Genomic DNA, 21,080 nt, shown 5'->3' on the forward strand with positions numbered 1-21,080 from the left:
GCCTTCCTCTCCTCTCCCCGACCGTACGCCGCCCTCCGGCCCCTGACCACTTCCTCCCCGCGCTGTGAACGTCGGGTCGCGGCCCCGGCCAGGACGTGAGAACGGTTCTGATACTGTGACGGTCGTTCGACGAGATCGGCCCTAGGAGGTGAGCGCCATCAACGCTGTGTCAGGCTGGGTGCTCCCTTCCATCAGCCAGCCGGCCCACCGGGACTGAGGTGGCCGCGGGAGCGCCCATCGGCGTTCCGAAAGGCATTCATGTCGGTTTTTTCGTCATCTACCACTACCGCTGAGATCGTCCTGCGGCTCCGGGCCGCCGGGTGCGTGTTCGCCGAGGACGAGGCCGCGCTGCTCGTCTCCACCGCTCCCACCCCCGACGCCCTGGCCGCCATGGTCGCGCGCCGCGTCGGCGGTGAGCCGCTCGAACACGTCCTGGGCTGGGCGGAGTTCTGCGGCCTGCGGGTGGCCGTGGCGCCCGGGGTGTTCGTGCCCCGGCCGCGTACCGCGTTCCTCATCGAGCAGGCGGTCGCGCTGGGGCGCCAGGTCGCGGGGGCGGCGGTGGTCCTGGACATGTGCTGCGGGACCGGCGCGATGGGCGCGGCGGTGGCGGCCGGCCTCGACCGGGCCGAGGTGCACGCCGCCGACCTCGACCCCGCCGCCGTGGGCTGCGCCCGCCGCAACCTGCCCGGCGCGTACGTCTACCAGGGCGACCTGTACGACCCCCTGCCCGTCACCCTGCGCGGCCGGGTGCACGTCCTCATCGCCAGCCCTCCCTACGTGCCGACGGAGTCGATGGGCCTGCTGCCACCCGAGGCCCGGCTGCACGAGCCGCTGATGGCGCTCGACGGCGGCCCCGACGGGCTCGACGTGGTGCGCCGGGTGATCGCCGGAGCCCCCGGCTGGCTCGCCCCGGGCGGCCACCTGCTGGTGGAGACGAGCGAACGCCAGGCGGACGCCACGGCGGGCGTGGTGGCGGCGGCCGGGCTGGACGCCCGCGTGACGACCTCGGACGAACTCGACGCCACCGCGATCATCGGCACGCGCCCTTCCTGATCTCCCGCTGATCGGCGATCATCGTCTCGGAGCCGGACGAAGGAGACATCGGGTGCCGACCTCAGTGATGGCCGTCGCCGTGCTCGCCGGCCTGCTCGCCACCCTGCTTGCCGGCCCGCTCGCCGGAACGGGAGCTCCCACGGCGGCCGCGACCACGACCCCGGCAGGGGCGGTCACCATCCCGGCGGCGGTCTCGGCGGGGACGGTCCCGGCCGCGATGGCGGACGACTACTGGGTGGTCGGAGGGGATCAGACCGGCAGGCGGCTGACGGCCTACGATCCCGCCGTCGCCGACTGGAACACCGCCCAGGCCGTGAAATGGACCTGGCAGCCCACCGTGACCCCCGCCGGCTTCAGCGCCGACGAGGTCTCGGCGTTCGGGCTGATCGCCGACTTCAAGCTGCGCCGCCGCCCGTCCGGCGCGCAGAGCTTCGTGGTGGCGGCCGGCGGCAGCAGGGGCGTGGCCGCCGTCGTCTCCTACCCAGGCGGCACCCGGCAGTGGGGCGCGCGTCCTGCCCGGCAACCTGCACGCCGCCGAGCTGCTGCCCGACGGCAACGTCGCGGTGGCCGCCTCCACCGGGGGCTGGGTCAGGGTGTACGCCTCCTCGCAGGGCCCGAGCGCGGCCACGTACGCGGAGTTCCGGCTGCCCGACGCCCACGCCGCGCTCTGGGACCCGGCCGTCAGGCGGCTGTGGGTCATCGGCCGCGACCCCGTCTCCGACGACCGGCACATCCTCACCGCGCTCGCGGTCGAGGGCACCCCCGCCGCCCCGGCGCTGCGCGAGGACACCGGACGCCGGGCCGAGCTGCCCACGGGCGGCGGCCACGACGTGTACGCCCACCCGCTCGACCCGGGCAACCTCTGGCTCACCACCGGCTCGGCCGCTTACCTGTACGACAAGACCGCGAAGGCCTTCACCCCAGCCCCCGCGGGAGCGAACAGGAACGCCGTCAAGTCCATCGGCAGCCAGCCGTCCGGCCAGATCGTCCAGACGCGGGCCGACTCCGCCAAGTCGCCGCCAGGAGCGTGCACTGCCAGCACCTGGTGCACCGACACCGTGGACTTCTTCGCGCCCGCCATGACCCGCAGGCGCACCGGCGCGGGCATGGGGCGCCCGTTCCAGGATCGACGCGAACGGGTCGGTGAGTGCCCTGGCGGCGGCCGGACGGGCGGACGGCGGCCTGCACGTCCAGACCGTCGTGCCCGGCTCCGGCGTCTGGGACCGCACGCGCGCGCCGGCGGGAACGTGGGACCCGTCCGCGACGAAGATCGACGCCAACGGCAGCGTCCTCGACGTCTCAGCGGCCGGGCTGAGCGACGGCGCCGTGCACCTCGTCACGCTGCCCGACATCGCTTAACGGATTCGCCCCTTTTACAGCGGGGCATGCGGATGTCCGTTCGTGGACTTCGCCGCCGAACCGCGCTTTCATATGCTCCGTCGAATTTCATGACGGAGGATCAAATGGCTCGTTCGCGGAAAATTCTACACCTCGCCCTCGTATTCACGGCGGCGATGGCCGCCGCCCCGCCGGCGGCGGCGGAGCGGCGCGAGCCGGTACGGATCACCCGTTTCCTCGGGGAGCAGCGGATCCCGTACATGGAGCGCTTCGAGGACACCGTCGTGGGCGGCCTGTCCGGCATCGACCGCGACCCGCGCACCGGGACGTGGTACTTCGTCTCCGACGACCGCCGGCGCTACAACCCCGCCCGCTTCTACACCGGAGAGCTGGACATCGACCGGGTGACCGGCGCGTTCACCGGCGTCCGGGTGACGGGGGTGGCCACGCTGACCCGGCGCGACGGCACACCTTACCCGGGCTACGGCAACCCGGAGGCGGCCGACCCCGAGTCGATCAGGTTCGACCGGTGGAGCGGGCGGCTGCTGTGGGGCGACGAGGGCGACCGGCCCGACACGGCGAATCCCGATATTCCTATTTCGCGCGCCGCAATACGCGGAATGGACCTGAACGGGCGGCACACGGGAGAAATGCGGACCCCGCCGAATTTGCGCCTGACGACCACGGAAAACGGGCCTCGACGCAATTTCGGTTTCGAAGGACTGGCCGTCACGGCACGTTCCGTCACCGCCGTGACGGAAGGCCCGCGCTACGAGGACGGCCCCGTCCCGACCGCAGAGCGCGGCGCGGTGACGCGGCTGACCGTGTGGAACCGCGGCGGCGAGGTACGCGGCCAGTACGCCTACCCGCTCGACCGCCTGCCCGCCGCCCCCAACCCGCCCTCCGGGCACACCGACAGCGGCGTCTCGGAGATCCTGGCCATCGACGAGTTCCGCTACCTCGCCCTCGAACGCGCCTGGATCCAGGGCGTCGGCTACCGGGTCAGGCTGTACGAGATCGACCTGCGCGGCGCCACGAACGTCCTCGACCGCGACGCCCTGCCCCGGAGCGGCTCCTACCGGCCGGTGACCAAGCGCCTGGTCCAGGACCTGGGCGAGTTCCGTCCCCCCGTACAGAACCTGGAGAGCCTGGCCTGGGGCCCGCGGCTGCGCGGCGGCGAGTGCACGCTGGTGATCGGCTCGGACGACAACTTCGATCAGCGGGAGATGACGCTCATGATGGCGTTCGCCGTCACGGGTTGCCGCTGACGACGGCGATCACCACGAACCGGGAGTGATGGCCGGGCGGGCGCTCACATGGCGTGGATGCGGCGGCCGGTGACACGCTGCGGGATGATCCGGATGAAGAGCTTGCGGTCGCCGCCCGCCCACGGGGTCACCTCCGCCCCGGCCACGCTGGCCGCCTCCTCCTCCGGCACGTGGTGCGCCGGCCCCTGCACCAGCACGCTCCACCCCTCCCGGTTGGCTTCGTCGATGTTGTCGATCTGGAAGGCGATGACCAGTTCGACGCCTTCCATCCCGGTACGCAGGTCCTGGTCCATGGCCCCGCCGACGGCCGTGACGAAGACGATCGCCCCTTCGTGCATCGTGTAGTTGACCGGCAGCACGGTCGGCCCGTACGAGCCGTTGAACGCCACCCGCCCGATGCCGCCGGGCGCGATCAGGCGCAGGCACTCGGCCTTGTCCATGGTCTCCAGCCTCGGGTGGGCCGTGGCGGGGCCGTACCCGGGCGGGCGGTCCTGGCCGCCGCCCAGCAGGTCCTCGGTGGTCGTGTCGAGGGCGTCGGCGAGCCGGAAGAGGGCTCCGTGGTCGGGATTGTCGGCGTTCTCCTCCAGATATTTCAGGTAACCGGGTGACATGTCCGCGCGCTCGGCGACCTGCTCCTGGGTCAGGCCGAGCCGCTTGCGGTGATGGATGATGCGACGGCCGAGATCGCCGGTGCCTGTCATGATCGGTTCTCCTCGCGTTATGGATGCGGGCGCGCTCGCCCGGTGAGGACCCGCCCCCGATGGACACCGCGACCGGTATGCCCCGGCTCGACGGGCAATGCCCCCATGCGTGGACGGTACCCGCGCAGAAGCACCTCAGCCATGGCCGTACGACTCCGTGACAAGGGACCTTCGTCCCCCAGCTGGGTACGTCATCCTCGTACCGTCGGCACGTCACTGGAGGTATCCGCATGAGAGTGCTCGCCGTACGAGCCCTGCCGCTGCTGATCGTGCTGGGAATGGGTGCGGCGGGCTGCGCGGACCCCAGGCCGGCGGACCCCCGGCAGGCCGAGCCGCCCGCCACCGCCATCCCTTCCGACCCGTCGCCGTCCACCGCCACTCCGGGCCCGGCCGAGACCCAGGCGGCGTCCCCCAGCCCGGGGGAGAGCCTGATCGCCGGTCGCTACCAACCCCTGTGGCCGTTCGCCGGCCCCGCGGAGGCCGCCAAGTGGCAGCGCGCCCACCAGGCCGACGGGACCGAGGCCTGGCACCTCGACGCCGCCCGCACCGCCGTCGCCTTCACCCGCGACTACCTCGGCTTCACCGAGATCGACCAGGCCGTCAAGGTCGTCCAGGACGGCGCGCACGCCCGGGTGCACGTCGGCTACCGCGCCGAGGAGGGGCCGAAGCCATTTGTGGCGGCCGTGGTGCACCTCATGCGGTACGGCCAGGGCAAGGACGCCCCCTGGGAGGTGGTCGGCACCGACGACACCTCGCTCACCCTCACCAGGCCCGCGTACGGCGCCTCCGCCTCCTCGCCGCTGACCGTCGGCGGGCGCATCACCGGCGTGGACGAGAGCATCAGGGTCCAGGTGCTCCACCCCGGCGCGGACGGCCCGCTGGGCGAGGTGTGCTGCCTGAGCGCCGGCGGGCAGAAGGCGGCCTGGTCGGCGAAGGTGGACTTCGCGGCCAGGCCGGGCGGGACGCTGACCGTCGTGGCCTCAACCGGCGGCCACGTCGCGACCGTCGAACGCTTCGCCGTCACGGGCGTGACCGTGCCACGCTGAGCAAGTCACGGGAGTCCGCGGCGGCGCTGAGCAAGCTACGGGAGTCCGCGGCGGCGCTGAGCAAGCTACGGGAGTCCGCGGCCGCGTTGAGCACGCTCCGGGGAGTCCACGGCCTGAGCACGCTCCGGGGAGTTCGCGGCCGCGCTGAGCACCCCTGCGGCCGCGGGTGAGCCCGGCTCCGGGGCGGCCGTTAGCATCTCGCCCATGGAACTGCGGCAGCTCGAATACTTCGTGGCCGTCGCCGAGGAGGCGGGCTTCACCAAGGCCGCCGCCCGGCTGCACGTCGCCCAGCCGGGCGTCAGCGCGCAGATCCGCCAGCTCGAACGCGAGCTGGGCGAGCCGCTGTTCGACCGGTCAGGGCGCGCCGTTCGGCTGACGGCGGTCGGCGAGGCGGTGCTCCCGTACGCGCGGGCCGCGCTGGCGGCGGTCTCCGGGATCCGGCTGGTCACCGACGAGCTCACCGGGCTGCTGCGCGGCCGGGTCGTGATGGGCGGCGTCTCCACGCCCTCGGTGCTCGACCTGCCCGGCATGCTCGCCTCCTTCCACGACCGCTTCCCCGCTGTGGAGATCGCGCTGGTGGAGAACGACCCGGAGTCGCTGCTCGACGGCATCACCGGCGGGCGGCTCGACCTCGGCCTGCTCGGGCTCGGCGCCCCGCTGCCGCCTGGCGTGGCGGTGCAGGTCGTCGTGGACCAGAGGCTGGTAGCGGTCGTGCATCCGGATCACGAGCTGGCCGGCGCCCGCTCGGTCACGGTGAACGAGCTGGAGGGCCGGCGGCTGGTCTGCCTGCCCATCGGCACCGGGCTGCGGGCCGCGCTGGAGGAGGCGTGCGCGCGGGCGGGGTTCGCGCCGCAGGTGGCGTACGAGGCCAGCGAGCCGTACGTGCTGGGGCAGCTGGCCGCGCGCGGGCTGGGCCTGGCCGTGCTGCCCGAGTCGGCGGTCGCCGCCGCCGCGTCCGAGCTGCGCGTCCTGGAGCTCACCGAGCCGGCCATGCGCGGGCGGATGGGCGTCGTGTGGCGCGCAGAAGGCCCCAGGAGCCCCGCGGCCAGGGCGTTCATCGAGCACGCCCGCCGCCACCTGCCCGACCTCGGGACGCCCGACGGCGCCGCCGCTTCCGCCGGCTGACGAAGGCGCCTCCGGCGAGCAGCCCCGAGCCGGGAGGTGGGCGGCCCTCGTACGTTCGATGCCCGACTCCGCGACGCTCCGGTCCAAGACAGGATCGAAACCCCCTCTGACAGGGGATGATCGTCGAAAGGACGACCCTGCGAGGTGCGCATGAGCCACGTGGAAGACCCGGAGCGCGAGTCTCTGGCGGAGCTGGCCCGCAGACACGGGCTGCGGCCCGCCATCGCGCGGCCCGGATTCACCGACTACCTCCGCCAGCTCTGGGAGCGGCGGCACTTCGTGCTGACGTACGCGACCTCGCGCAACGTCTCCAAATACTCCGGCTCGGCGCTCGGGCAGCTGTGGCAGGTGATCACGCCGCTGCTGAACGCCGCCATCTACTACGTGATGTTCGGTCTCATCCTGGGCGGCAGCCGGGGCATCGAGAACTACACCGCGTTCCTGCTGACCGGCATGTTCGTCTTCACCTACACCCAGCGCACGGTCTCCGCCGGCGCCAAGTCGATCTCCGGCAACCTGTCGCTGATCCGCGCCCTGCACTTCCCGCGCGCCTCGCTGCCGCTGGCGTACACGATCCAGGAGCTGCAGCAGCTCGCCATCTCGATGGGCGTGCTGCTGCTCATCGTGGTCATCACCGGGGAGCTGCCGAGCTGGTTCTGGCTGATGATCCCGCTCGTGCTGGTGCTGCAGACGATGTTCAACGTCGGGGCGGGGCTGATCCTGGCCAGGGTCGGCGCGTCGATGCGCGACCTCAACCAGTTGCTGCCGTTCATCATGCGTACGTGGCTGTACGCCTCGGGCGTGTTCTTCGCCATCCACGACAAGGTGGTCGGCAGCGCGGGGCTGCCGGAGTGGGTGGCCACGGTGATGTACCTGAACCCGGCGGCCTCCTACATCGAGTGGATGCGCGACATCCTCATCCCCGGCCACGCGCCGCCGCCGCTGGTGTGGCTGTCGTGCCTGGTGTGGGCGTTCGTCGCGCTCGTGGCCGGGTTCTGGTACTTCTGGCGGGCTGAGGACCGCTACGGACGGGGCTGAGCCGCCCGACGAGGGCGGCTCAGCCCTTACGGCGGGCGTCGAACAAGGGCCTGATCTGCTCCTTCTTGCCGGCCTTGATCAGGGTTTCGACGACCCTGCCCTTGAGCTCGACGACGCCGAAGCCGTCGCGCACGGGGGCGAGCAGGTGTTTCTCGTCGTACCAGCCGAGCACCGGGCCCCACACGGGGCTGAAGGTGGTCTTGAGGCGGGTGACGGCCCGGCCGGTGGCGCTGTCCCAGACGCAGGCCGACCGCTCCAGGGAGGTGCAGGCGGTGACGAAGCGGCGGCCCGACGGGGAGAACGTGCCCAGGCCGTGGCCGACGGGACGGCCGCGTACGTGCCAGGTGCGCTCGACGGCGCCTTCGAGGTCGTACCGGCGCACGGAGGTCCTGCCGTTCTTGCCCCACCGCACCACCAGGCCCTTGCTGTCGCGCGTCCACTGGAAGCCGCCCACCGTGATGAGCGCCTTCTCGATGCGGACGAAACGCGGGCGCAGCGAGGGGACGTCGATGAGCACCACGCCCGCCGAGCGCGGCTCGAAGCCAGGCTCGAAGACGTTGACCAGCAGGGTGCGGCCGTCGGGGGACCACGTGGGCCACAACGTGTTGAGATATCCGCTGCCGCGCTCGGGATCCTCGGCGACGGGCAGCTCGACCTCGGTCTTCCTGCCGCTCTCGCGGTCGGTGAACCGTACCGAGGGCCGGCGGTCCGGGTACCGCTGATTCAGCAGGACGGCCTCCCAGCGCCCGCCGGGCGAGACGGTGACGTCGCCGTCGGCCTTGACGAACGCGCGCCGGGCCGGGCTCCAGCTCCACGCCGTCGGCCGCCGCCTGGGGGAGGAGCTGGAGTAGGCGGTGAGCTGGACAGGCCGGCGGGGCTGATTGGGCTGATTGGGCTGGTTGGGTGCCGAGCGTGGCGGCCAGGGTCAGGCGGCTAAGTTCATGATCATGTCGACTCCCCGGGGCGGATTCGATCCCGGGACACTACAAGATCGTCCACGCGGTCGATCCCCGGTAAGGGGATGAAACGGGGGAGGCGGGCGGGTTGGATGGTGCGACGCCCTGGAACCGCCGGGGCCCCGTCACGAGGAGAGCCGTCCCATGAGCACCAACGCAGACCCCAAGGGCCGGCCCGCCGTCCGGCAGCTCAGGCTGGTGGTCGAGGCCGAGGACTACGAGGCCGCGCTGGCCTTCTACCGCGACGTCCTGGGCCTGCCCGAGGAGGCCGCCTTCACCGCGGACGGCGGCGCGCGGGTGGCCATCCTGGACGCCGGCCGGGCCACGCTGGAGATCGCCAACCCGGCGCAGAAGCGGATGATCGACGAGGTCGAGGTTGGCCGGCAGGTGGCGCCGAAGCTGCGGGTCGCGTTCGAGGTGGACGACGCCGAGGAGGCGACCGGCCGGCTCGTGTCGGCGGGTGCCACCGAGGTCGCGCCACCCACGCTCACCCCCTGGCAGTCGCTCAACTCCCGCCTCGACGCGCCCGCCGGCCTGCACATCACGCTCTTCCAGGAGCTGACCTCTCAGGAGGAACGGGAGCGCATGGACGGCTTCGGCAAGGAGTCGTGACGCCGCAGGTGGGCCGGCGGATGCGATGAACACGGCGTTGTGACGGCAGGGGCCGGTCGGTGCGTGCGATGACGCGGGGCACACCTGGGGCGGGTATTTGTGCGCGGTTCACCGGTGTGACGGGACGTTACCTTCCCTGGGTGCACGTGAGCCGGTGGGCGCCGCCTCGGCCAGCGACGGGCGTGCCGCGCCTCCCGCGATCCCGCGAGGGGCATCGCATCCAACACCTTGGAGAATCGCAATGACCATGCCGTCAACCGTCCCGACCCGCAGTGCCGGGCGCCGGCGTCGCATCGTGCTGACCGCCGCGGCGACCGCGGTGGCCGCGGGCGCGCTGCTGGCGGGCAACGCCACGTCGGCCGAGGCGGTGCCGCCGGAGGTGATCAGCCGCTGGAACAACCTGCTGATCCACTCCAACAGCCTCAGCCCCGGGTTCAACCAGTTCCTGGCGACCGGGCCGTACACGATCACCGCCAAGCTCACGGCCGTCAACACCGGCTCCGCGGCGATCGACTACACGTGCCTGATCAGCGCCGCCGGCGGCGCCGACACCGACAGGACGGACGTCACCCTGCCCGCCAACGGCAAGGTGAGCATCTTCCTGAACGTCGTGCACAACTACACCAGCGCCGGCCAGCTCAGCTTCGGCTGCACCAAGCCGGGAGGCACGGCGCAGGTGCGGATGCAGCAGGTGAAGATCACCGCGGTCAAGGTCAACTCGCTGGACAACCAGCCGTTCTGACCCTGATCCCCACGAACCCGGAGGCGCCGCACCGTGGCGCCTCCGGGTTTCCCATCGGTAAGGGGAGGCGTCCCGCCGGCGCGGTGGGACGCCTCCCCGCCCCCGTGCTACTTCATGGCCCGGCGCGCCCGGTCGGAGTGGCCGTTGTGCGGCGTCTCGACGAGCGGCGTGTCCACGAGGTGCTCGACCAGGAACCAGGTCTGCAGCTCGCCCGTGCGGATGACCCCGGAGACCAGCAGGTCGTTGGTGCCGTCGTCGCCCATCTCCTCGGCGCGCGCGGCGGCGTCGTGGCAGGCCACGAGGATGGTCTCGTGGGCCTCGATCAGGCGCGAGAGCATCGCCGGCACCTCCTCGGCGCCGTTCGGCGGGCGCGGGATGACCGTGATCTCCGCGACGTGCCGCGGGTCGCCGACCGCGATGCCGCCCAGGGTCTGGACGCGCTCCGCGAGCTGATCCACAAGTTCGAGCTGTTCGCCGGCGTGCTTGTCCAGCAGCAGGTGCAGCTGGTAGAAGGTCGGGCCGCGCATCAGCCAGTGGTGCTTCTTGTACAGGGCGTACAGGATCTGGGTGTCGGCCAGGATCTGGTTGAGCCGTCCGCACGAGTAGGCGCGGGCCTCGTCCGACAGGCCCAGCGGCCACGACCGGACCGTGCCGAACTCCTGGATCTGGGTGCCGTCCACGTGCAGCCAGGGCTGGCTGCTCGTCGTCTTCCTCGACGCTTTGCTGGTGGTGCTGCTGCCTTTGGCGGGCACGATCATCTCCCGGTGCGGTGGTTTTGAGCCGATATGACGACGAACCTTCCCGTATGTCCGCCCATCGGAGCCCAGCCCAGGCCCAACGCCTGGCAAAACTTGTTCCACCCCGGCGCTCCCGCCGACCGGATGGTCAGCCGTCCGCGGCGGCGAGCCGGTCGAGCCACTCCTTCAGCAGCTCTCGTTCCGGGCCGCTGAGCGTGGTCTGCTCGGGCAGGGTCGCGCGCAGGGCGCGGGCGGCGCCGGCCGGGCCCGCGTCGTGTACGGCGGGCTCCAGGACGGTCACCGCGGTGACCATCGACTCCCTGAGCGTGCTCAGCAGCGCCGGATCGCGCTGCCCCTCGGGCAGGGACAGCCAGGTGAGCACCGCCCCGCGCGCCGTGGCGTGGATGATCGCGACCGCGAGCTCCTCGCCGACCCGCAGCCAGCCGCCGGCGGCCAGGCGGCGGATGCGGCCCTTGAGGATCTCCATGCCGGCCTGGAAGGCGGGGGAGGCGGAGCTGGTCGGCTCGCCGTACATGAGCGTGTAGAGGGCGGGGTTGGACAGGCCGAACTCGACCGCCAGGTCCCAGCCCGCCCGCAGGTCCTCGATGGGGTCCGGCGGGTCGGGGCCGACCCGCTTGGAGGCGAGGAACATGGCGAAGCCGTGTTCGGCGACCGCTTCGAGCAGCCCCTCCTTGTCGCCGAACAGCCGGTAGATGGCCGGCGCCTGCACGCCCGCCGCGACCGCGACGGCGCGGGTGGTGACGGCGTCGCGGCCCTCGCGTGCCAGCAGTCCGGCGGCGGCCTCGATGACCCGCTGCCGGGTCTGCTCGCGGCCGGCGAGCGCGGCGTCGGAGTCGTCGGCGGGTGGAGGTGATGGCATGTATCAACGATATCGCACTCTTGATTCCGTCGTTAATATCAGTGATACGGTGAAGGTGTTTCCATCGGAATCATTGGAGTGCATCATGATCATCGTGACCGGAGCCACGGGGTTGCTCGGACGTCAGATCGTCGAGCGGCTGCTGGCTCGCGTACCGGCCGGCCGGATCGGCGTCACCGTCCGCGACCCGCGGAAGGCGGGGACGCTCGCCGCCCAGGGCGTACGGGTCCGGCAGGGCAGCTTCGCCGACGCCGGCAGCCTGGCCCACGCCTTCGAGGGCGCCACCCAGGTGCTGATCGTCTCCGTCGACCTGATGGGGGAGGAGGCCGTGCGCCTGCACCGTACGGCGATCGGCGCCGCCGTCGCGGCCGGGGCCCGCCGCGTCCTCTACACCAGCCACATGGGCGCCGCCGCCGCGTCGCGCTTCCAGCCCTGCCGCGACCACGCCGCCACCGAGGACGCGCTGCGGGCCTGCGGCGTGCCGTTCACGTCCCTGCGCAACGGCTTCCACGCCAGCAGCGCGCTGCGCTTCTTCGGGGACGCGCCCCGGACGGGGCGGGTCGACCTCCCGTCGGACGGGCCGGTCACCTGGACCGCCCATGAGGACCTCGCCGAGGCCGCCGCCGTCATCCTGGCCGACGAGGGCCGCTTCGACGGCCCCACACCCCCGCTCACGGCGGCGCGGGCGCTGACCTACGCCGACATCGCTGGCCTCGCCGCCGAGCTCACCGGCCGCCCGATCACCAGGAACACGGTGCCCGACGAGCGGTTCCTGCACGGGATGACCGGCCACGGCGTCCCGGCCGAGCTGGCGGAGCAACTGCTCGGCGCCTTCACCGCCGCCCGCGCCGGCGAGTTCGCCACCACGGACCCGACCCTGGCCACCCTGCTCGGCCACGCCCCCACCGACATGAGCACCCTCCTGCGCCGCCACCTGTCCACCCCCGCCCCGAGCGCAGCCCGGTAGGGATTGCGGCGACACGCCTTGGGGTCACAGGGAAGTCGTCTCGTCGATGATGAAGCCGACGTAGCTCTCGGAAGGGGTCATTCCACGGGTGAGCATCCAGTGGACGCGGCCGGCCCCGGTCAGCGCGAGCGTCGCCAGGTAGCCGAAGTCGACGTCGGCGGTCTCGAACCGGCCGTCGAGGCCGTCCAGGTAGTGGGGGAGATGCCGCCCGAGGGTGGTGAGCGCCAGTGAGGCCAGGTCGGCGCCGACCGGGCCGATCCCCAGGGTGGCCCAGTCCAGCACGACGGTGGTGCGGCCGTCCTTCGAGGCTCTGAGGTTGCCGAGGGAGAAGTCGCCGTGCACGAGGACCTGCGGCAGCCGGGACAGCCGCCGCACCAGGTCACCGCGCCGGTCCCAGAGCGCCGGGATCCTCGGATGCACGTCCAGTCCGGTCCAGTCCAGGTCGCTGACCGCGATGCGCTGGGCGAGCTGGTGCCCGGACAACCACGGCAGGTCCGGGGCCGTGGCACCGGCCTGCCAGCGGCCCAACCGGTACGCGGCGGTGGCCGGCGTCTCCGGTGTGCCGCCCACGTCGGCCAGGTAGACGCTGTCACCGACGACGCCGTAGCAGCGGGGCGCGGCCAGACCCGGCCCTGAGGGCAGCAGCCCGCCGGCATAGGCGAGCGGTTCGCGCCGCCAGTGGGCCCAGTGGCGCGGATCGGCGGCGCCGGCCGCGTGCCGTCCTGACGTCACCGGCTCGGCGGACTTGTGGATCACCGTGAAAGGGATCCGCCGGTCGCCGAGCCGTGCAGTGCCCGACAGCCGCCGCACCGCGCCGGTGGCGGCGCCCGAGCCGTCGGAGATCGGTTCGCTCCGGCACGACACCAGCGAGCCGCCCGGACGGCCCAGCAACTCGTCCAGCACCGTTGAAGGGAGGTGACTCGTCACTTACGGCACGGTAAGTGATCGCACCGCTGCCCTGCCTTCAATTTTCCGGCCGGGGCCCGGGCAGGGGCGCGGGTGCGGCCGCGGCCCTGCCCGGGAAGGTGTCAGACGCGGTCGGCGGCGATCAGCAGGTACTGGAAGCTGCCCCCCTTGTACGCCTCCAGGAACGCCTCCTCGATCCCCGTCGCCAGGTGCGTCCTGGCCCGCAGCTCCCAGTACGGGATGGTGGCGGGCGTGAGGTCCACCACGCTGACCGGCACGAGGCGGTTGGCCGCCAGCTCCTTGAAGTACGTGCTGCGCGAGTGGATGTCGCAGATGTAGTGGGCGTTGATCTGGCTGATCGCCCTGGACGGCAGGCCGTAGGCGTCGTTGTAGCACCCGGTGATGCACACGTACCGCCCGCCACGCCGCAGCAGACGGGCGTGCTCGGCGAACAGCAGCGACAGCTCCACGTACATGGTGCTCTCGTTGTTCCAGCTCGCCTGGAAGGCGCCGGTCTCGAAGCCGGTGTCGAGCATGTTGCGGAAGTGGAAGCGCACCCGGTCGTCCACGCCGCGCTCCTTGGCCTGCTGGTTGGCGAAGGCGACCTGGGACTCGGAGATGGACACGCCGTCGACCTGGCAGCCGAAGCGCAGGTTGGCCAGGATGCTGGAGCCGCCCCGGCCCGAGCCGGCGTCCAGGACGCGGTGCTCGGGGCGCAGCGGCCCGAGGTGGGCCATCAGCGTGTGCGCCTGCGCGCTCTCCAGCCGGTGCAGCTCCTGGACGACGCGTTCCTCCTTCGACTCGGCGGGGGCGTCCAGGACCGACCAGTCCACGTCGCCGATGCCGTAGTGGTGGTGGTAGAGGCCGTCCACCTCCCCCAGCCGCAGGTTGACGGGGTTTTCCTCGGTGTTCCAGTAGTCGGCGACGGACTGCTGGTAGAGGCTGCTCAGGACGGGCGAGGCGTTGGACGTGACGGTCACAGCGGGCTCCTTGGCATCAGGTGGGTCGTCAGGACTGGTAGCGGCTGGTGCTCTGGTGCCACTCGAGGCCCCCGGCCATCCACGCCTGCGCGCCGCGCAGGAAACGCTTGAGCTCGGGGGAGGGGAGGGCGGCCAGCGAGCGCTGGCTCTGCTCGAACCCGCGCACGAAGTGGTTGTGCAGGTGGACGGTGCGTTCGGTGGCCTCGCGGATCGAACAGCCCTCCTCGGCGGCCATCAGCAGGATCACGTTGGAGTCGGGCAGCTCGTCCGCGGCCTCCCGCTCCACCGAGTGCAGGTCGTTGACCAGCACGCTCGCGGTGCCGGCCTGCATCAGCGCGGTGTGGAAGCGCGGCTCGCCGAACAGGTTCGCGGGCAGCTCGTAACCGCCGACGACGTCGATGAGGACCATGGAGGTGTAGAAGCTGTCGTGCTGGCGGGCCGCGAGGTAACGCCACACGGGCGGCGGCGTCTCCAGGTAGCGCCAGGCGGCGTAGGCGGCCCAGCTCACGTACATCTGACTCGTGATGCCGCGGATCCGCATCACCTGCGCGGGGGTGGAGTGGCGGGCCGCGTGGCTGGTGGCCGAGCGCAGCGCGACCAGGACGGGATCGCTCCTGATGTGCTCCTCCAGCTGCTCGGTGTAACGACCGGCGTCGGGCGGCGGGTCCATGGCCGAGGTGACCAGCGCCAGCCGGGGCGGCAGCTCCGTGGGGGTCGCGCCGAGGTCGCTCTCGTCGGCGTAGTAGTCGTCGGCCGCCCACCACGCCGCGTTGAGCTGGGCGGCGATCAGCAGGTGGTCGGGGTCGTCGCTGTCGGCGTGGGTGAGCATGGCCAGCCGCCCGTAGCCGGTGGCGGCGAACTGCTCCATCCGCCCCTCGTGGACGCCGGTCCGCTCGGCCCACGCCACCAGGCGCCGGTCGACCTCCGCGCCGAGGTCGTCGTCGACGCGAACGGTCTCGGGCACGTACAGCGGCGGGTAGGTGCCGTCGCCCCACTCCCGCTCGCGGCAGGCCAGCGGGGCGAGGCTGAGGCCGCGGTCGCCGCCGGTCGCGCGCGGCCCGCCGGGGACGCCGTCCTCGTGCCCGTCGCCCTCCTCGAAGCCCGGCCGGTACGGCCGCAGCGCCGAGCGCAGGCTCAGCGTGTACGCCCCCAGCCCCGTGGGCCCGGCCGGCACCGGCGTCGCGGAGGGATCGAATGCGGAGAAGTCGAACATGTCGCGTCTCTTCCTAAGCTCGGCGGTCAGGAACGCGGGGCCGCGATGTCGACGTCCTCCAGGATCCCGATCGCGTCGGGCACCAGCACCGCCACCGAGTAGTAGGCGCTGACCAGGTAGGACATGACGGCCTGTTCGTTGATGTCCATGAAGCGCACGTTGAGGCCGGGCTCGTACTCCTCGGGGATGCCGGTCTGGTGCAGGCCGACGACCCCCTGATCGTCCTCGCCCGTACGCAGGGCCAGGATCGAGGTGGTGCGCCCCTCGGAGATCGGGATCTTGCCGCAGGGGAAGATCGGGATGCCGCGCCAGGCGGGCACCTCGTGGCCGTTGACCTCGGTGCTGCCCACGACCAGCCCGCGCTTGTTGCACTCGCGGAAGAACGCGGCGATGGCCTTGGGATGGGCCAGCAGCAGGCGGGTCTTACGGCGCATCGCGATCAGCTCGTCGAGGTCGTCGGGCGTCGGCGGCCCCGACCAGGGGTAGATCCGCTGGTCGTAGTCGGTGTTGTGGAGCAGCCCGAACTCGCGGTTGTTGAGCAGCTCCCACTCCTGGCGTTCACGCAGCTCGTGGATCGTCAGGCGGAGCTGCTGCTCGATCTGGTTCATCGGGTCGTTGTAGAGGTCGGCCACCCGGGTGTGCACGCGCAGGATGGTCTGCGCGACGCTGAGCTCGTATTCGCGCGGGTGCAGGTCATAGTCGACGAACGTGCCGTCGATGACGGGCTCGCCGGTGTGGCCGGCCGACACGGCCACCGCCGCCTCGCCGCGCCGGTTGACCGGCCGCCGCAGGCTCTCGCGGTAGCGGGCGACGTGCTCGCGCAGCGCGGAGGAGCGCTCGGCCAGCCGGCGCAGCTCGTCGCGCGGCGCGAACAGGATCGTGCAGGCCGTCGCCGTCCGGTACGTGCACGGCCAGCGCGGGTCGTCCTGGGTGAGGGCCTCGGTGCCGAACTGGTCGCCGCCGGCGATGACGCCGAGGAACTGGGCGTTGCCGTAGCTGCCGGTGGCCAGCCGCTCGACCCGGCCGTGGGCGATCACGCCCGCCTCGTTGACCGGATCGCCCGCCCTGACCACGACCTCGCCGGCCCGGTATTCGCGCGCCGCGAACGACTCCGCCACGGCCGCCAGCACGCCCGCGTCGCCGAAGCCGCGCAGCGCGGGGATCTCCGTCAGCGTCTCCGGCACGATCCGCACGTCGTCGGCCCCGCCCAGCGTCACGGCCACGCGCCCGCGCCCGGCCCGGTGCGTCAGCCGGCGGTTCACGCGGTAGGTCCCGCCCCGCACGTCCACCCAGGGCAGCATGCGCAGCAGCCAGCGCGAGCTGATGGCCTGCATCTGCGGGCGGGTCTTGGTGGTGGTGGCCAGGTTGCGCGCGGCCCGCGTGTCCAAACTCAGCCGAGTGTCCGTGGGCTCGGTGGGCATTGCTCCTCCGGGGGGTCGGGCAAGCGGTCGCTACTTAACGTAGTTATACGGACACTAAGCGTAGAGTATCTCGGCAGTGAGGAATGCTGTCCCGGCGTAAGGGCGATGTGACCGTACGGCCACTTACGGGCCGGGCGTCGGCGCGGCCAGTTGCGCGGCCAGGGCGGACACCTGCCGGCGCAGCTCCTCGTCGGCCCAGAAACCGGTGTGGGCGCCGACTCGCGGCAGCGGCTGGCCGTACAGGAAACGGCTGGTCGGAGGGTCGGGCAACTGCTCGTCCACCGTCCCGCTCACCTTCACAGGGCCGCCGATGTAGTCCGTGTCGCACCAGAAGTTCCGCCAGTACGCCACCTTGATCCCCGGCCCGTACGCCAGCCGCCGGAACAACCCGTCGCCGAAGTACGCGGGAAAGCCCCAGGCGTACAGCGTGCGCAGCGGCGAGCCGAAGGTGACCAGCGCCACCCGGTCGCCGACAGGACGGGCGTCGGCCTGCGCGAGCGCCGCGACGGCGATGATCGAGCCCTGGCTGTGCGCGGCCAGCAGCGGGGTCCCGCCGTTGTCGTGCAGCCACCACAGCCGCCGTTGCAGCTCGGGCACCGCCCGCTCGGCGTACGACGGCGGCGCGAGCGGATGGGAGTGACGCGGCCAGAACGTGGCCACGTCCCACAGCACCCCGATGGAACGGCGGTGACGCTCGTCCTTCCAGCCCAGCCGCAGCAGCACGAGCAGCAGGGCCGGCAGCAGCATGGCGGCCCCTGAACAGGCGGTGATCAGCCAGTTGGGGTTCGTCGGCGGGCCGCCGGACGTGCGCAGCCGCCACTGGATCCACACGAACAGCACGCCCCCGACCACCGCCACCGCCGTGAGCAGCAGATCGAGGTCGCGCGGCGCCTGGGCCAGCCGCCGCGCCCTGGCCACCCGGCCGGGCCACTTACGCACCAGCCGCCGCTGCCACTCGGGCACGGGGCCGCGCTCGACCGTGGAGACCCACCACTCGGGGTGCGCCTCGCCGGCGACGTCACGCGGGCAGAAGTAGTCGAACACGGCCTGCCTGCCCGTCCACCCGCTGATCAGCAAGCGCACCAGCTGGTAGAGCACGAAGCAGGCCACCAGCAGCAGGGGGACGGCGACGAGGTACGGGGTGATGTTCCTGATCAGCGGGAACACCGCGATCGGCGTTTCGTTCCCCGGCGGTGTGGCGACGTCCAGGCAGCCGCCGAGCCGCGGGTCGTGACAGGGCCGCAACGTGCCCAGCCATTCGGCCACGATCAGCAGCATGGCCAGCATGAACGTGTTGAGCACCGCCATGGCCACCCCGAGCACCACGAACGGCGCCGCCCACCGAAACCTCCCGTCTCCTCCTTCGGAGAGGGCGCCGGCCACGCCGACCGCGATCCCGAGCCCCGTGCCGATCCAGATCCACAGCGAGTCCGTGCCCCAGCGCGCCAGCACGGCCACCCCGACGGCGAAGGCCGCACCCACCAGGACGGTGCGCCGGGCGGCCCCCGGCCAGTTCTCCCTGGTCCACGCGCCCGCGACCAGCGTGACGGGGACGAGGAAGAGCGTGAGGAAGACGACCCCGTACACCGCGTCCATGAAGACCTGCAAGCCGGGCAGCTCGTGCGGGCCCGCCTCCAGCGGATCCCCCGCCGGCCGGCTCACGGCCAGCACCGCCGCGCCCGCCATGGCCGCGCCCGCGAGGCCCAGCAGCGCCCACGACCGCCACGGGTCGCGTTTGCCCACCGTGTCGGCGCGCAGCTCGATCGCGCACAGGGCGACGACCGCCGCCGGTACCGCCAGGAGCGGCCAGAGCCAGGCGACCTCCACCGGCCTGACGCCGTTGGCCGTCCACGCGACCAGCGCCGCGACGAGGGCGAGCGAGCCGGCGACGTGCAGGCGGGTGAGGGCGCGGGTGTGCTGGACGCCGTTCCAGAACGCCGGGTCGCGCAGGCCGGGGAAACCGTTCGCCTGCTCGGGGCGCTCCTTGCCCGGTCCGGGAGCGGCCGGTTTGATCTGGTCGTAGCGGTTCTGGGTGGTGTGGGCGAGCAGGTACAGCACGCCGATCAGCAGCAGCGGCGCCAGCGCCCCCAGCAGGATCCGCACCGCGGGCAGGTCCGGCGGCAGCACCCAGGCCGGCCAGCGCGCGCACGAGGGCACGCCGCCGCACTGGTAGGCCACGTAGTCGATCGGCACGGCGGCGGCCAGCAGCACCAGGTTGAGCGTCAGGCCGAACGAGGCCAGCCGGGCCGCCCACCGGAACAGCCGGAACCGCACAGGGCGGTCGGCCAGCCACGGCGGGAACATGTGGGCCGCCATGTTGGCCAGCGCGAACGGCAACAGCACCAGCCACAGCACCCGCCACGAGCTGCCCGAGGTCAGGCCGCCCCACGAGTACGCCTCGACGTGCCGCCCGTCGCGGTCGGCCGTGCGGTAGAAGCCGGCGATGCGGTCGCCCGCGACCTGCGTGGGGGCGAGGTCGCCGAGCAGCGACGCGGGCGAGGTCCCGCCCACGCCGTGCAGGCGCAGCTCGGTCACCCCCGACAGGTCGTCCGGGTGGTGACCGGTGACGTGGGACGTGTGCTGCGACATGGCGCGCCACCTCTCCCTCGGCGGGGGACTCCATGATGAGTCCGCCGGGCGCGCGCCGCATGAGTAATGTTCGCCGACCGTTCCTGAGTACGGTCGGCGAGGTATGGCCGAGGCTCCCAGGATTGAGTGCTCCCGCGACCGACACCCGCGGCTGGTGGGCCGAGGGCGCCCGCGACCGAGGCGAGCGGCTTACCAGCCCTGGCCGCGCAGGAAGACGGCGCAGCGGCGGGTCCAGTCGGCGGCGGCCGGCTCCTCGTCGGCCAGCCCGAGCCCGTGCCGGCCACTGGGATAGACGTGCACCTCCTGCCGGACCCCGTGCCGGGCCAGCGCCCGCGACAGCAGCAGGGTGTTGTCGAGCGGAACCCCGTCGTCGTCGGCCGTGTGCCACAGGAACGTCGGCGGCGTGTCAGGCCCGACCCGTCCGGGCAGCGACAACCGGGCCCGCAGCGACTCGGGCGCGTCCTCCCCGAGCAGGTTGGCCGCCGAGCCCAGGTGGGCGGCCGGACCGGTCAGCGTCGTGACGGGATAGCAGAGCACCGCCAGCCCGGGACGGGGATCGGCCGCGTCGATCGCGTCGTGCGGACCCTCCGCGAGCGCCGGGCCGGTCTCGGTGGACAGCAACCCGGCCAGGTGCCCGCCCGCCGAGAAGCCGAGCACCCCGACGCGGGCCTGGTCGACGCCGTTGGCGGCGGCGTGGTGCCGGACCCAGCGCACGGCCCTGGCGGCGTCGAGGAGGGGGAGTGGGTGGCGGTGCGGCGCGATCCGGTAGCGCAGGACGAACGCGGCGATCCCCAGCGAGTTCAGCCACCGGGCCACCGGGGCGCCCTCGTGGTCGGCCAGGTGGTGGTACGCGCCGCCGGGGAACACGACGACAGCCGGGGCGGGCGCGCCCGCGCGTACGGGGAAGGCGGTGATGGCGGCCGCGCCGGTCTCCGGCCACAGGGGGTGCTCGCTCATGATCGGCCTCTCGTCTCGCTCGACGACGGATCGTAGCGAGCGAGGAGGCCGCGCCCGGACGCCGGGTCCACGGCCGGGCTACCGGATTTGTCGATGGTGCTCCGGCCTTCAGACCGGGGGTGAAACGGACTCTTTCGCGTAGCGGGGCGGGAACAGCTGTTTCGCTGCCAGGCGGGCCGGCGTTGCCGTGGTCAGGCCGGGTGGTTTTGCTGCTCGATGTACTGGCGCACGCTCGCCAGCGGGCGCCTCCCACGCTCCCCGCGAAGTATGAGCCGGACCACAGTTTGCTGGTTCGGTAGTAGTGGGCGGCCAGGTCGGGGAACTCTTGGCGCATCCGCCGGGACGCCACCCCCTTCAGAGAGTTGACCAGCTTGGACAGAGCGACCTTGGGCGGGAAGTTGACCAGCAGGTGGACGTGGTTGTCTGCGCCGTTGAACTCGGTCAGTTCGGTTTCGAAGTCCGCGATCCTGCAGGAGCAGGCGTCCGCCGCGATCACCCTGTGGAACTGCCTGCACGCCTATTGGACGCATTTTCCCGGCAGAAGGCCGACT

20 protein-coding genes and 2 pseudogenes are annotated in these 21,080 nt (G+C 72.3%); 10 read left to right on the top strand and 12 right to left on the bottom strand.

Annotated elements, in window-relative coordinates; genetic code table 11:
* Positions 1-258: 258 nt before the first annotated feature.
* Together AB0C28_RS45385 and AB0C28_RS45390 are read left to right on the top strand one after the other, a co-directional pair.
* The gene (locus AB0C28_RS45385) at positions 259-1,053 is read left to right on the top strand and encodes a putative protein N(5)-glutamine methyltransferase (RefSeq protein WP_358082130.1); all 795 of its coding nucleotides are present in this window, start codon (positions 259-261) and stop codon (positions 1,051-1,053) included.
* A gap of 563 nt (positions 1,054-1,616) precedes the next feature.
* A pseudogene (locus tag AB0C28_RS45390) lies at positions 1,617-1,979 on the top strand (hypothetical protein); the annotation flags it as partial.
* On the opposite strand, the gene AB0C28_RS45395 reads toward AB0C28_RS45390, so the two are convergent.
* Complete coding sequence (locus tag AB0C28_RS45395; RefSeq protein WP_358082168.1) at positions 1,940-2,161, bottom strand: hypothetical protein; 222 nt, start codon at positions 2,159-2,161, stop codon at positions 1,940-1,942. The pseudogene AB0C28_RS45390 and the gene AB0C28_RS45395 overlap by 40 nt on opposite strands.
* Before the next feature lie 35 nt (positions 2,162-2,196).
* Between AB0C28_RS45395 and AB0C28_RS45400 the strand changes: the two genes are divergently transcribed.
* Together AB0C28_RS45400 and AB0C28_RS45405 are read left to right on the top strand one after the other, a co-directional pair.
* Positions 2,197-2,412, top strand: a complete 216-nt coding sequence (locus AB0C28_RS45400; RefSeq protein WP_358082170.1) for a hypothetical protein — start codon at positions 2,197-2,199, stop codon at positions 2,410-2,412.
* 104 nt (positions 2,413-2,516) lie between these two features.
* Entirely contained in the window at positions 2,517-3,659 is a 1,143-nt protein-coding gene (locus AB0C28_RS45405; RefSeq protein WP_358082165.1) for an esterase-like activity of phytase family protein, read from the top strand.
* A 44-nt stretch (positions 3,660-3,703) separates the two neighbouring features.
* On the opposite strand, the gene AB0C28_RS45410 is transcribed toward AB0C28_RS45405, so the two are convergent.
* Positions 3,704-4,360 (bottom strand): pyridoxamine 5'-phosphate oxidase family protein, encoded by a 657-nt coding sequence (locus AB0C28_RS45410; protein WP_358082133.1) that lies wholly within the window; start codon positions 4,358-4,360, stop codon positions 3,704-3,706.
* Between the two features lie 230 nt (positions 4,361-4,590).
* Here AB0C28_RS45410 and AB0C28_RS45415 point away from each other — a divergent pair, with 230 nt between their 5' ends.
* The 3 genes from AB0C28_RS45415 (at position 4,591) to AB0C28_RS45425 (ending at position 7,569) form a co-directional block, all read left to right on the top strand.
* Positions 4,591-5,406, top strand: a complete 816-nt coding sequence (locus AB0C28_RS45415; protein ID WP_358082136.1) for a hypothetical protein — start codon at positions 4,591-4,593, stop codon at positions 5,404-5,406.
* Between the two features lie 204 nt (positions 5,407-5,610).
* On the top strand, positions 5,611-6,531 hold the full coding sequence (locus AB0C28_RS45420) for a LysR family transcriptional regulator (RefSeq protein ID WP_357857651.1): 921 nt from the start codon (positions 5,611-5,613) through the stop codon (positions 6,529-6,531).
* 150 nt (positions 6,532-6,681) lie between these two features.
* Entirely contained in the window at positions 6,682-7,569 is an 888-nt protein-coding gene (locus AB0C28_RS45425; RefSeq protein ID WP_358082138.1) for an ABC transporter permease, read from the top strand.
* Between the two features lie 19 nt (positions 7,570-7,588).
* On the opposite strand, the gene AB0C28_RS45430 is transcribed toward AB0C28_RS45425, so the two are convergent.
* Complete coding sequence (locus AB0C28_RS45430; protein ID WP_358082140.1) at positions 7,589-8,170, bottom strand: hypothetical protein; 582 nt, start codon at positions 8,168-8,170, stop codon at positions 7,589-7,591.
* 499 nt (positions 8,171-8,669) lie between these two features.
* On the opposite strand from AB0C28_RS45430, the gene AB0C28_RS45435 reads away from it, so the two are divergent.
* The gene (locus AB0C28_RS45435; RefSeq protein ID WP_357857661.1) at positions 8,670-9,137 is read left to right on the top strand and encodes a VOC family protein; all 468 of its coding nucleotides are present in this window, start codon (positions 8,670-8,672) and stop codon (positions 9,135-9,137) included.
* Between the two features lie 241 nt (positions 9,138-9,378).
* Positions 9,379-9,879, top strand: a complete 501-nt coding sequence (locus AB0C28_RS45440) for a hypothetical protein (RefSeq protein ID WP_357857664.1) — start codon at positions 9,379-9,381, stop codon at positions 9,877-9,879.
* 107 nt (positions 9,880-9,986) lie between these two features.
* Here AB0C28_RS45440 and AB0C28_RS45445 read toward each other — a convergent pair whose 3' ends face one another.
* Together AB0C28_RS45445 and AB0C28_RS45450 are read right to left on the bottom strand one after the other, a co-directional pair.
* Entirely contained in the window at positions 9,987-10,631 is a 645-nt protein-coding gene (locus tag AB0C28_RS45445) for a DNA starvation/stationary phase protection protein (RefSeq protein ID WP_357857667.1), read from the bottom strand.
* 133 nt (positions 10,632-10,764) lie between these two features.
* The gene (locus AB0C28_RS45450; protein WP_357857670.1) at positions 10,765-11,496 is read right to left on the bottom strand and encodes a TetR/AcrR family transcriptional regulator; all 732 of its coding nucleotides are present in this window, start codon (positions 11,494-11,496) and stop codon (positions 10,765-10,767) included.
* Positions 11,497-11,581: 85 nt separating this feature from the next.
* Here AB0C28_RS45450 and AB0C28_RS45455 point away from each other — a divergent pair, with 85 nt between their 5' ends.
* Positions 11,582-12,463 (top strand): NAD(P)H-binding protein, encoded by an 882-nt coding sequence (locus tag AB0C28_RS45455; protein ID WP_358082143.1) that lies wholly within the window; start codon positions 11,582-11,584, stop codon positions 12,461-12,463.
* Between the two features lie 24 nt (positions 12,464-12,487).
* On the opposite strand, the gene AB0C28_RS45460 is transcribed toward AB0C28_RS45455, so the two are convergent.
* From AB0C28_RS45460 to tnpA, 7 genes and pseudogenes are all read right to left on the bottom strand, one after another.
* A complete protein-coding gene (locus AB0C28_RS45460; RefSeq protein WP_358082146.1) occupies positions 12,488-13,390 on the bottom strand; it encodes an aminoglycoside phosphotransferase family protein in 903 nt (300 codons plus the stop codon).
* A gap of 101 nt (positions 13,391-13,491) precedes the next feature.
* Positions 13,492-14,349 (bottom strand): geranyl diphosphate 2-C-methyltransferase, encoded by an 858-nt coding sequence (locus AB0C28_RS45465; RefSeq protein ID WP_346114055.1) that lies wholly within the window; start codon positions 14,347-14,349, stop codon positions 13,492-13,494.
* Between the two features lie 28 nt (positions 14,350-14,377).
* Positions 14,378-15,562, bottom strand: a complete 1,185-nt coding sequence (locus tag AB0C28_RS45470; RefSeq protein ID WP_357857680.1) for a family 2 encapsulin nanocompartment cargo protein terpene cyclase — start codon at positions 15,560-15,562, stop codon at positions 14,378-14,380.
* 26 nt (positions 15,563-15,588) lie between these two features.
* The gene (locus tag AB0C28_RS45475) at positions 15,589-16,983 is read right to left on the bottom strand and encodes a family 2B encapsulin nanocompartment shell protein (RefSeq protein WP_358082148.1); all 1,395 of its coding nucleotides are present in this window, start codon (positions 16,981-16,983) and stop codon (positions 15,589-15,591) included.
* A gap of 123 nt (positions 16,984-17,106) precedes the next feature.
* Positions 17,107-19,572 (bottom strand): hypothetical protein, encoded by a 2,466-nt coding sequence (locus tag AB0C28_RS45480; RefSeq protein WP_358082151.1) that lies wholly within the window; start codon positions 19,570-19,572, stop codon positions 17,107-17,109.
* Positions 19,573-19,761: 189 nt separating this feature from the next.
* Positions 19,762-20,529: an alpha/beta hydrolase gene (locus AB0C28_RS45485; protein WP_358082154.1), complete on the bottom strand. Its 768-nt coding sequence runs from the start codon at positions 20,527-20,529 to the stop codon at positions 19,762-19,764.
* A 191-nt stretch (positions 20,530-20,720) separates the two neighbouring features.
* A pseudogene (gene tnpA, locus AB0C28_RS45490) lies at positions 20,721-20,989 on the bottom strand (IS200/IS605 family transposase); the annotation flags it as partial.
* Between the last annotated feature and the right edge of the window lie 91 nt (positions 20,990-21,080).

The sequence above is a fragment of the Nonomuraea sp. NPDC048892 genome (genome assembly GCF_040649735.1).
GTDB classification, from domain to species: Bacteria; Actinomycetota; Actinomycetes; order Streptosporangiales; family Streptosporangiaceae; genus Nonomuraea; species Nonomuraea maheshkhaliensis.

Excerpts from the sequence above, each read along its gene's own strand:
- AB0C28_RS45385 (WP_358082130.1), top strand. The coding sequence starts at position 259 with ATGTCGGTTTTTTCGTCATCTACCACTACCGCTGAGATCGTCCTGCGG.
- AB0C28_RS45395 (WP_358082168.1), bottom strand. The coding sequence starts at position 2,161 with ATGCCCGCGCCGGTGCGCCTGCGGGTCATGGCGGGCGCGAAGAAGTCC.
- AB0C28_RS45405 (WP_358082165.1), top strand. The coding sequence starts at position 2,517 with ATGGCTCGTTCGCGGAAAATTCTACACCTCGCCCTCGTATTCACGGCG.
- AB0C28_RS45410 (WP_358082133.1), bottom strand. The coding sequence starts at position 4,360 with ATGACAGGCACCGGCGATCTCGGCCGTCGCATCATCCATCACCGCAAG.
- AB0C28_RS45415 (WP_358082136.1), top strand. The coding sequence starts at position 4,591 with ATGAGAGTGCTCGCCGTACGAGCCCTGCCGCTGCTGATCGTGCTGGGA.
- AB0C28_RS45420 (WP_357857651.1), top strand. The coding sequence starts at position 5,611 with ATGGAACTGCGGCAGCTCGAATACTTCGTGGCCGTCGCCGAGGAGGCG.
- AB0C28_RS45425 (WP_358082138.1), top strand. The coding sequence starts at position 6,682 with ATGAGCCACGTGGAAGACCCGGAGCGCGAGTCTCTGGCGGAGCTGGCC.
- AB0C28_RS45435 (WP_357857661.1), top strand. The coding sequence starts at position 8,670 with ATGAGCACCAACGCAGACCCCAAGGGCCGGCCCGCCGTCCGGCAGCTC.
- AB0C28_RS45440 (WP_357857664.1), top strand. The coding sequence starts at position 9,379 with ATGACCATGCCGTCAACCGTCCCGACCCGCAGTGCCGGGCGCCGGCGT.
- AB0C28_RS45450 (WP_357857670.1), bottom strand. The coding sequence starts at position 11,496 with ATGCCATCACCTCCACCCGCCGACGACTCCGACGCCGCGCTCGCCGGC.
- AB0C28_RS45455 (WP_358082143.1), top strand. The coding sequence starts at position 11,582 with ATGATCATCGTGACCGGAGCCACGGGGTTGCTCGGACGTCAGATCGTC.
- AB0C28_RS45470 (WP_357857680.1), bottom strand. The coding sequence starts at position 15,562 with ATGTTCGACTTCTCCGCATTCGATCCCTCCGCGACGCCGGTGCCGGCC.
- AB0C28_RS45475 (WP_358082148.1), bottom strand. The coding sequence starts at position 16,983 with ATGCCCACCGAGCCCACGGACACTCGGCTGAGTTTGGACACGCGGGCC.
- AB0C28_RS45480 (WP_358082151.1), bottom strand. The coding sequence starts at position 19,572 with ATGTCGCAGCACACGTCCCACGTCACCGGTCACCACCCGGACGACCTG.
- AB0C28_RS45485 (WP_358082154.1), bottom strand. The coding sequence starts at position 20,529 with ATGAGCGAGCACCCCCTGTGGCCGGAGACCGGCGCGGCCGCCATCACC.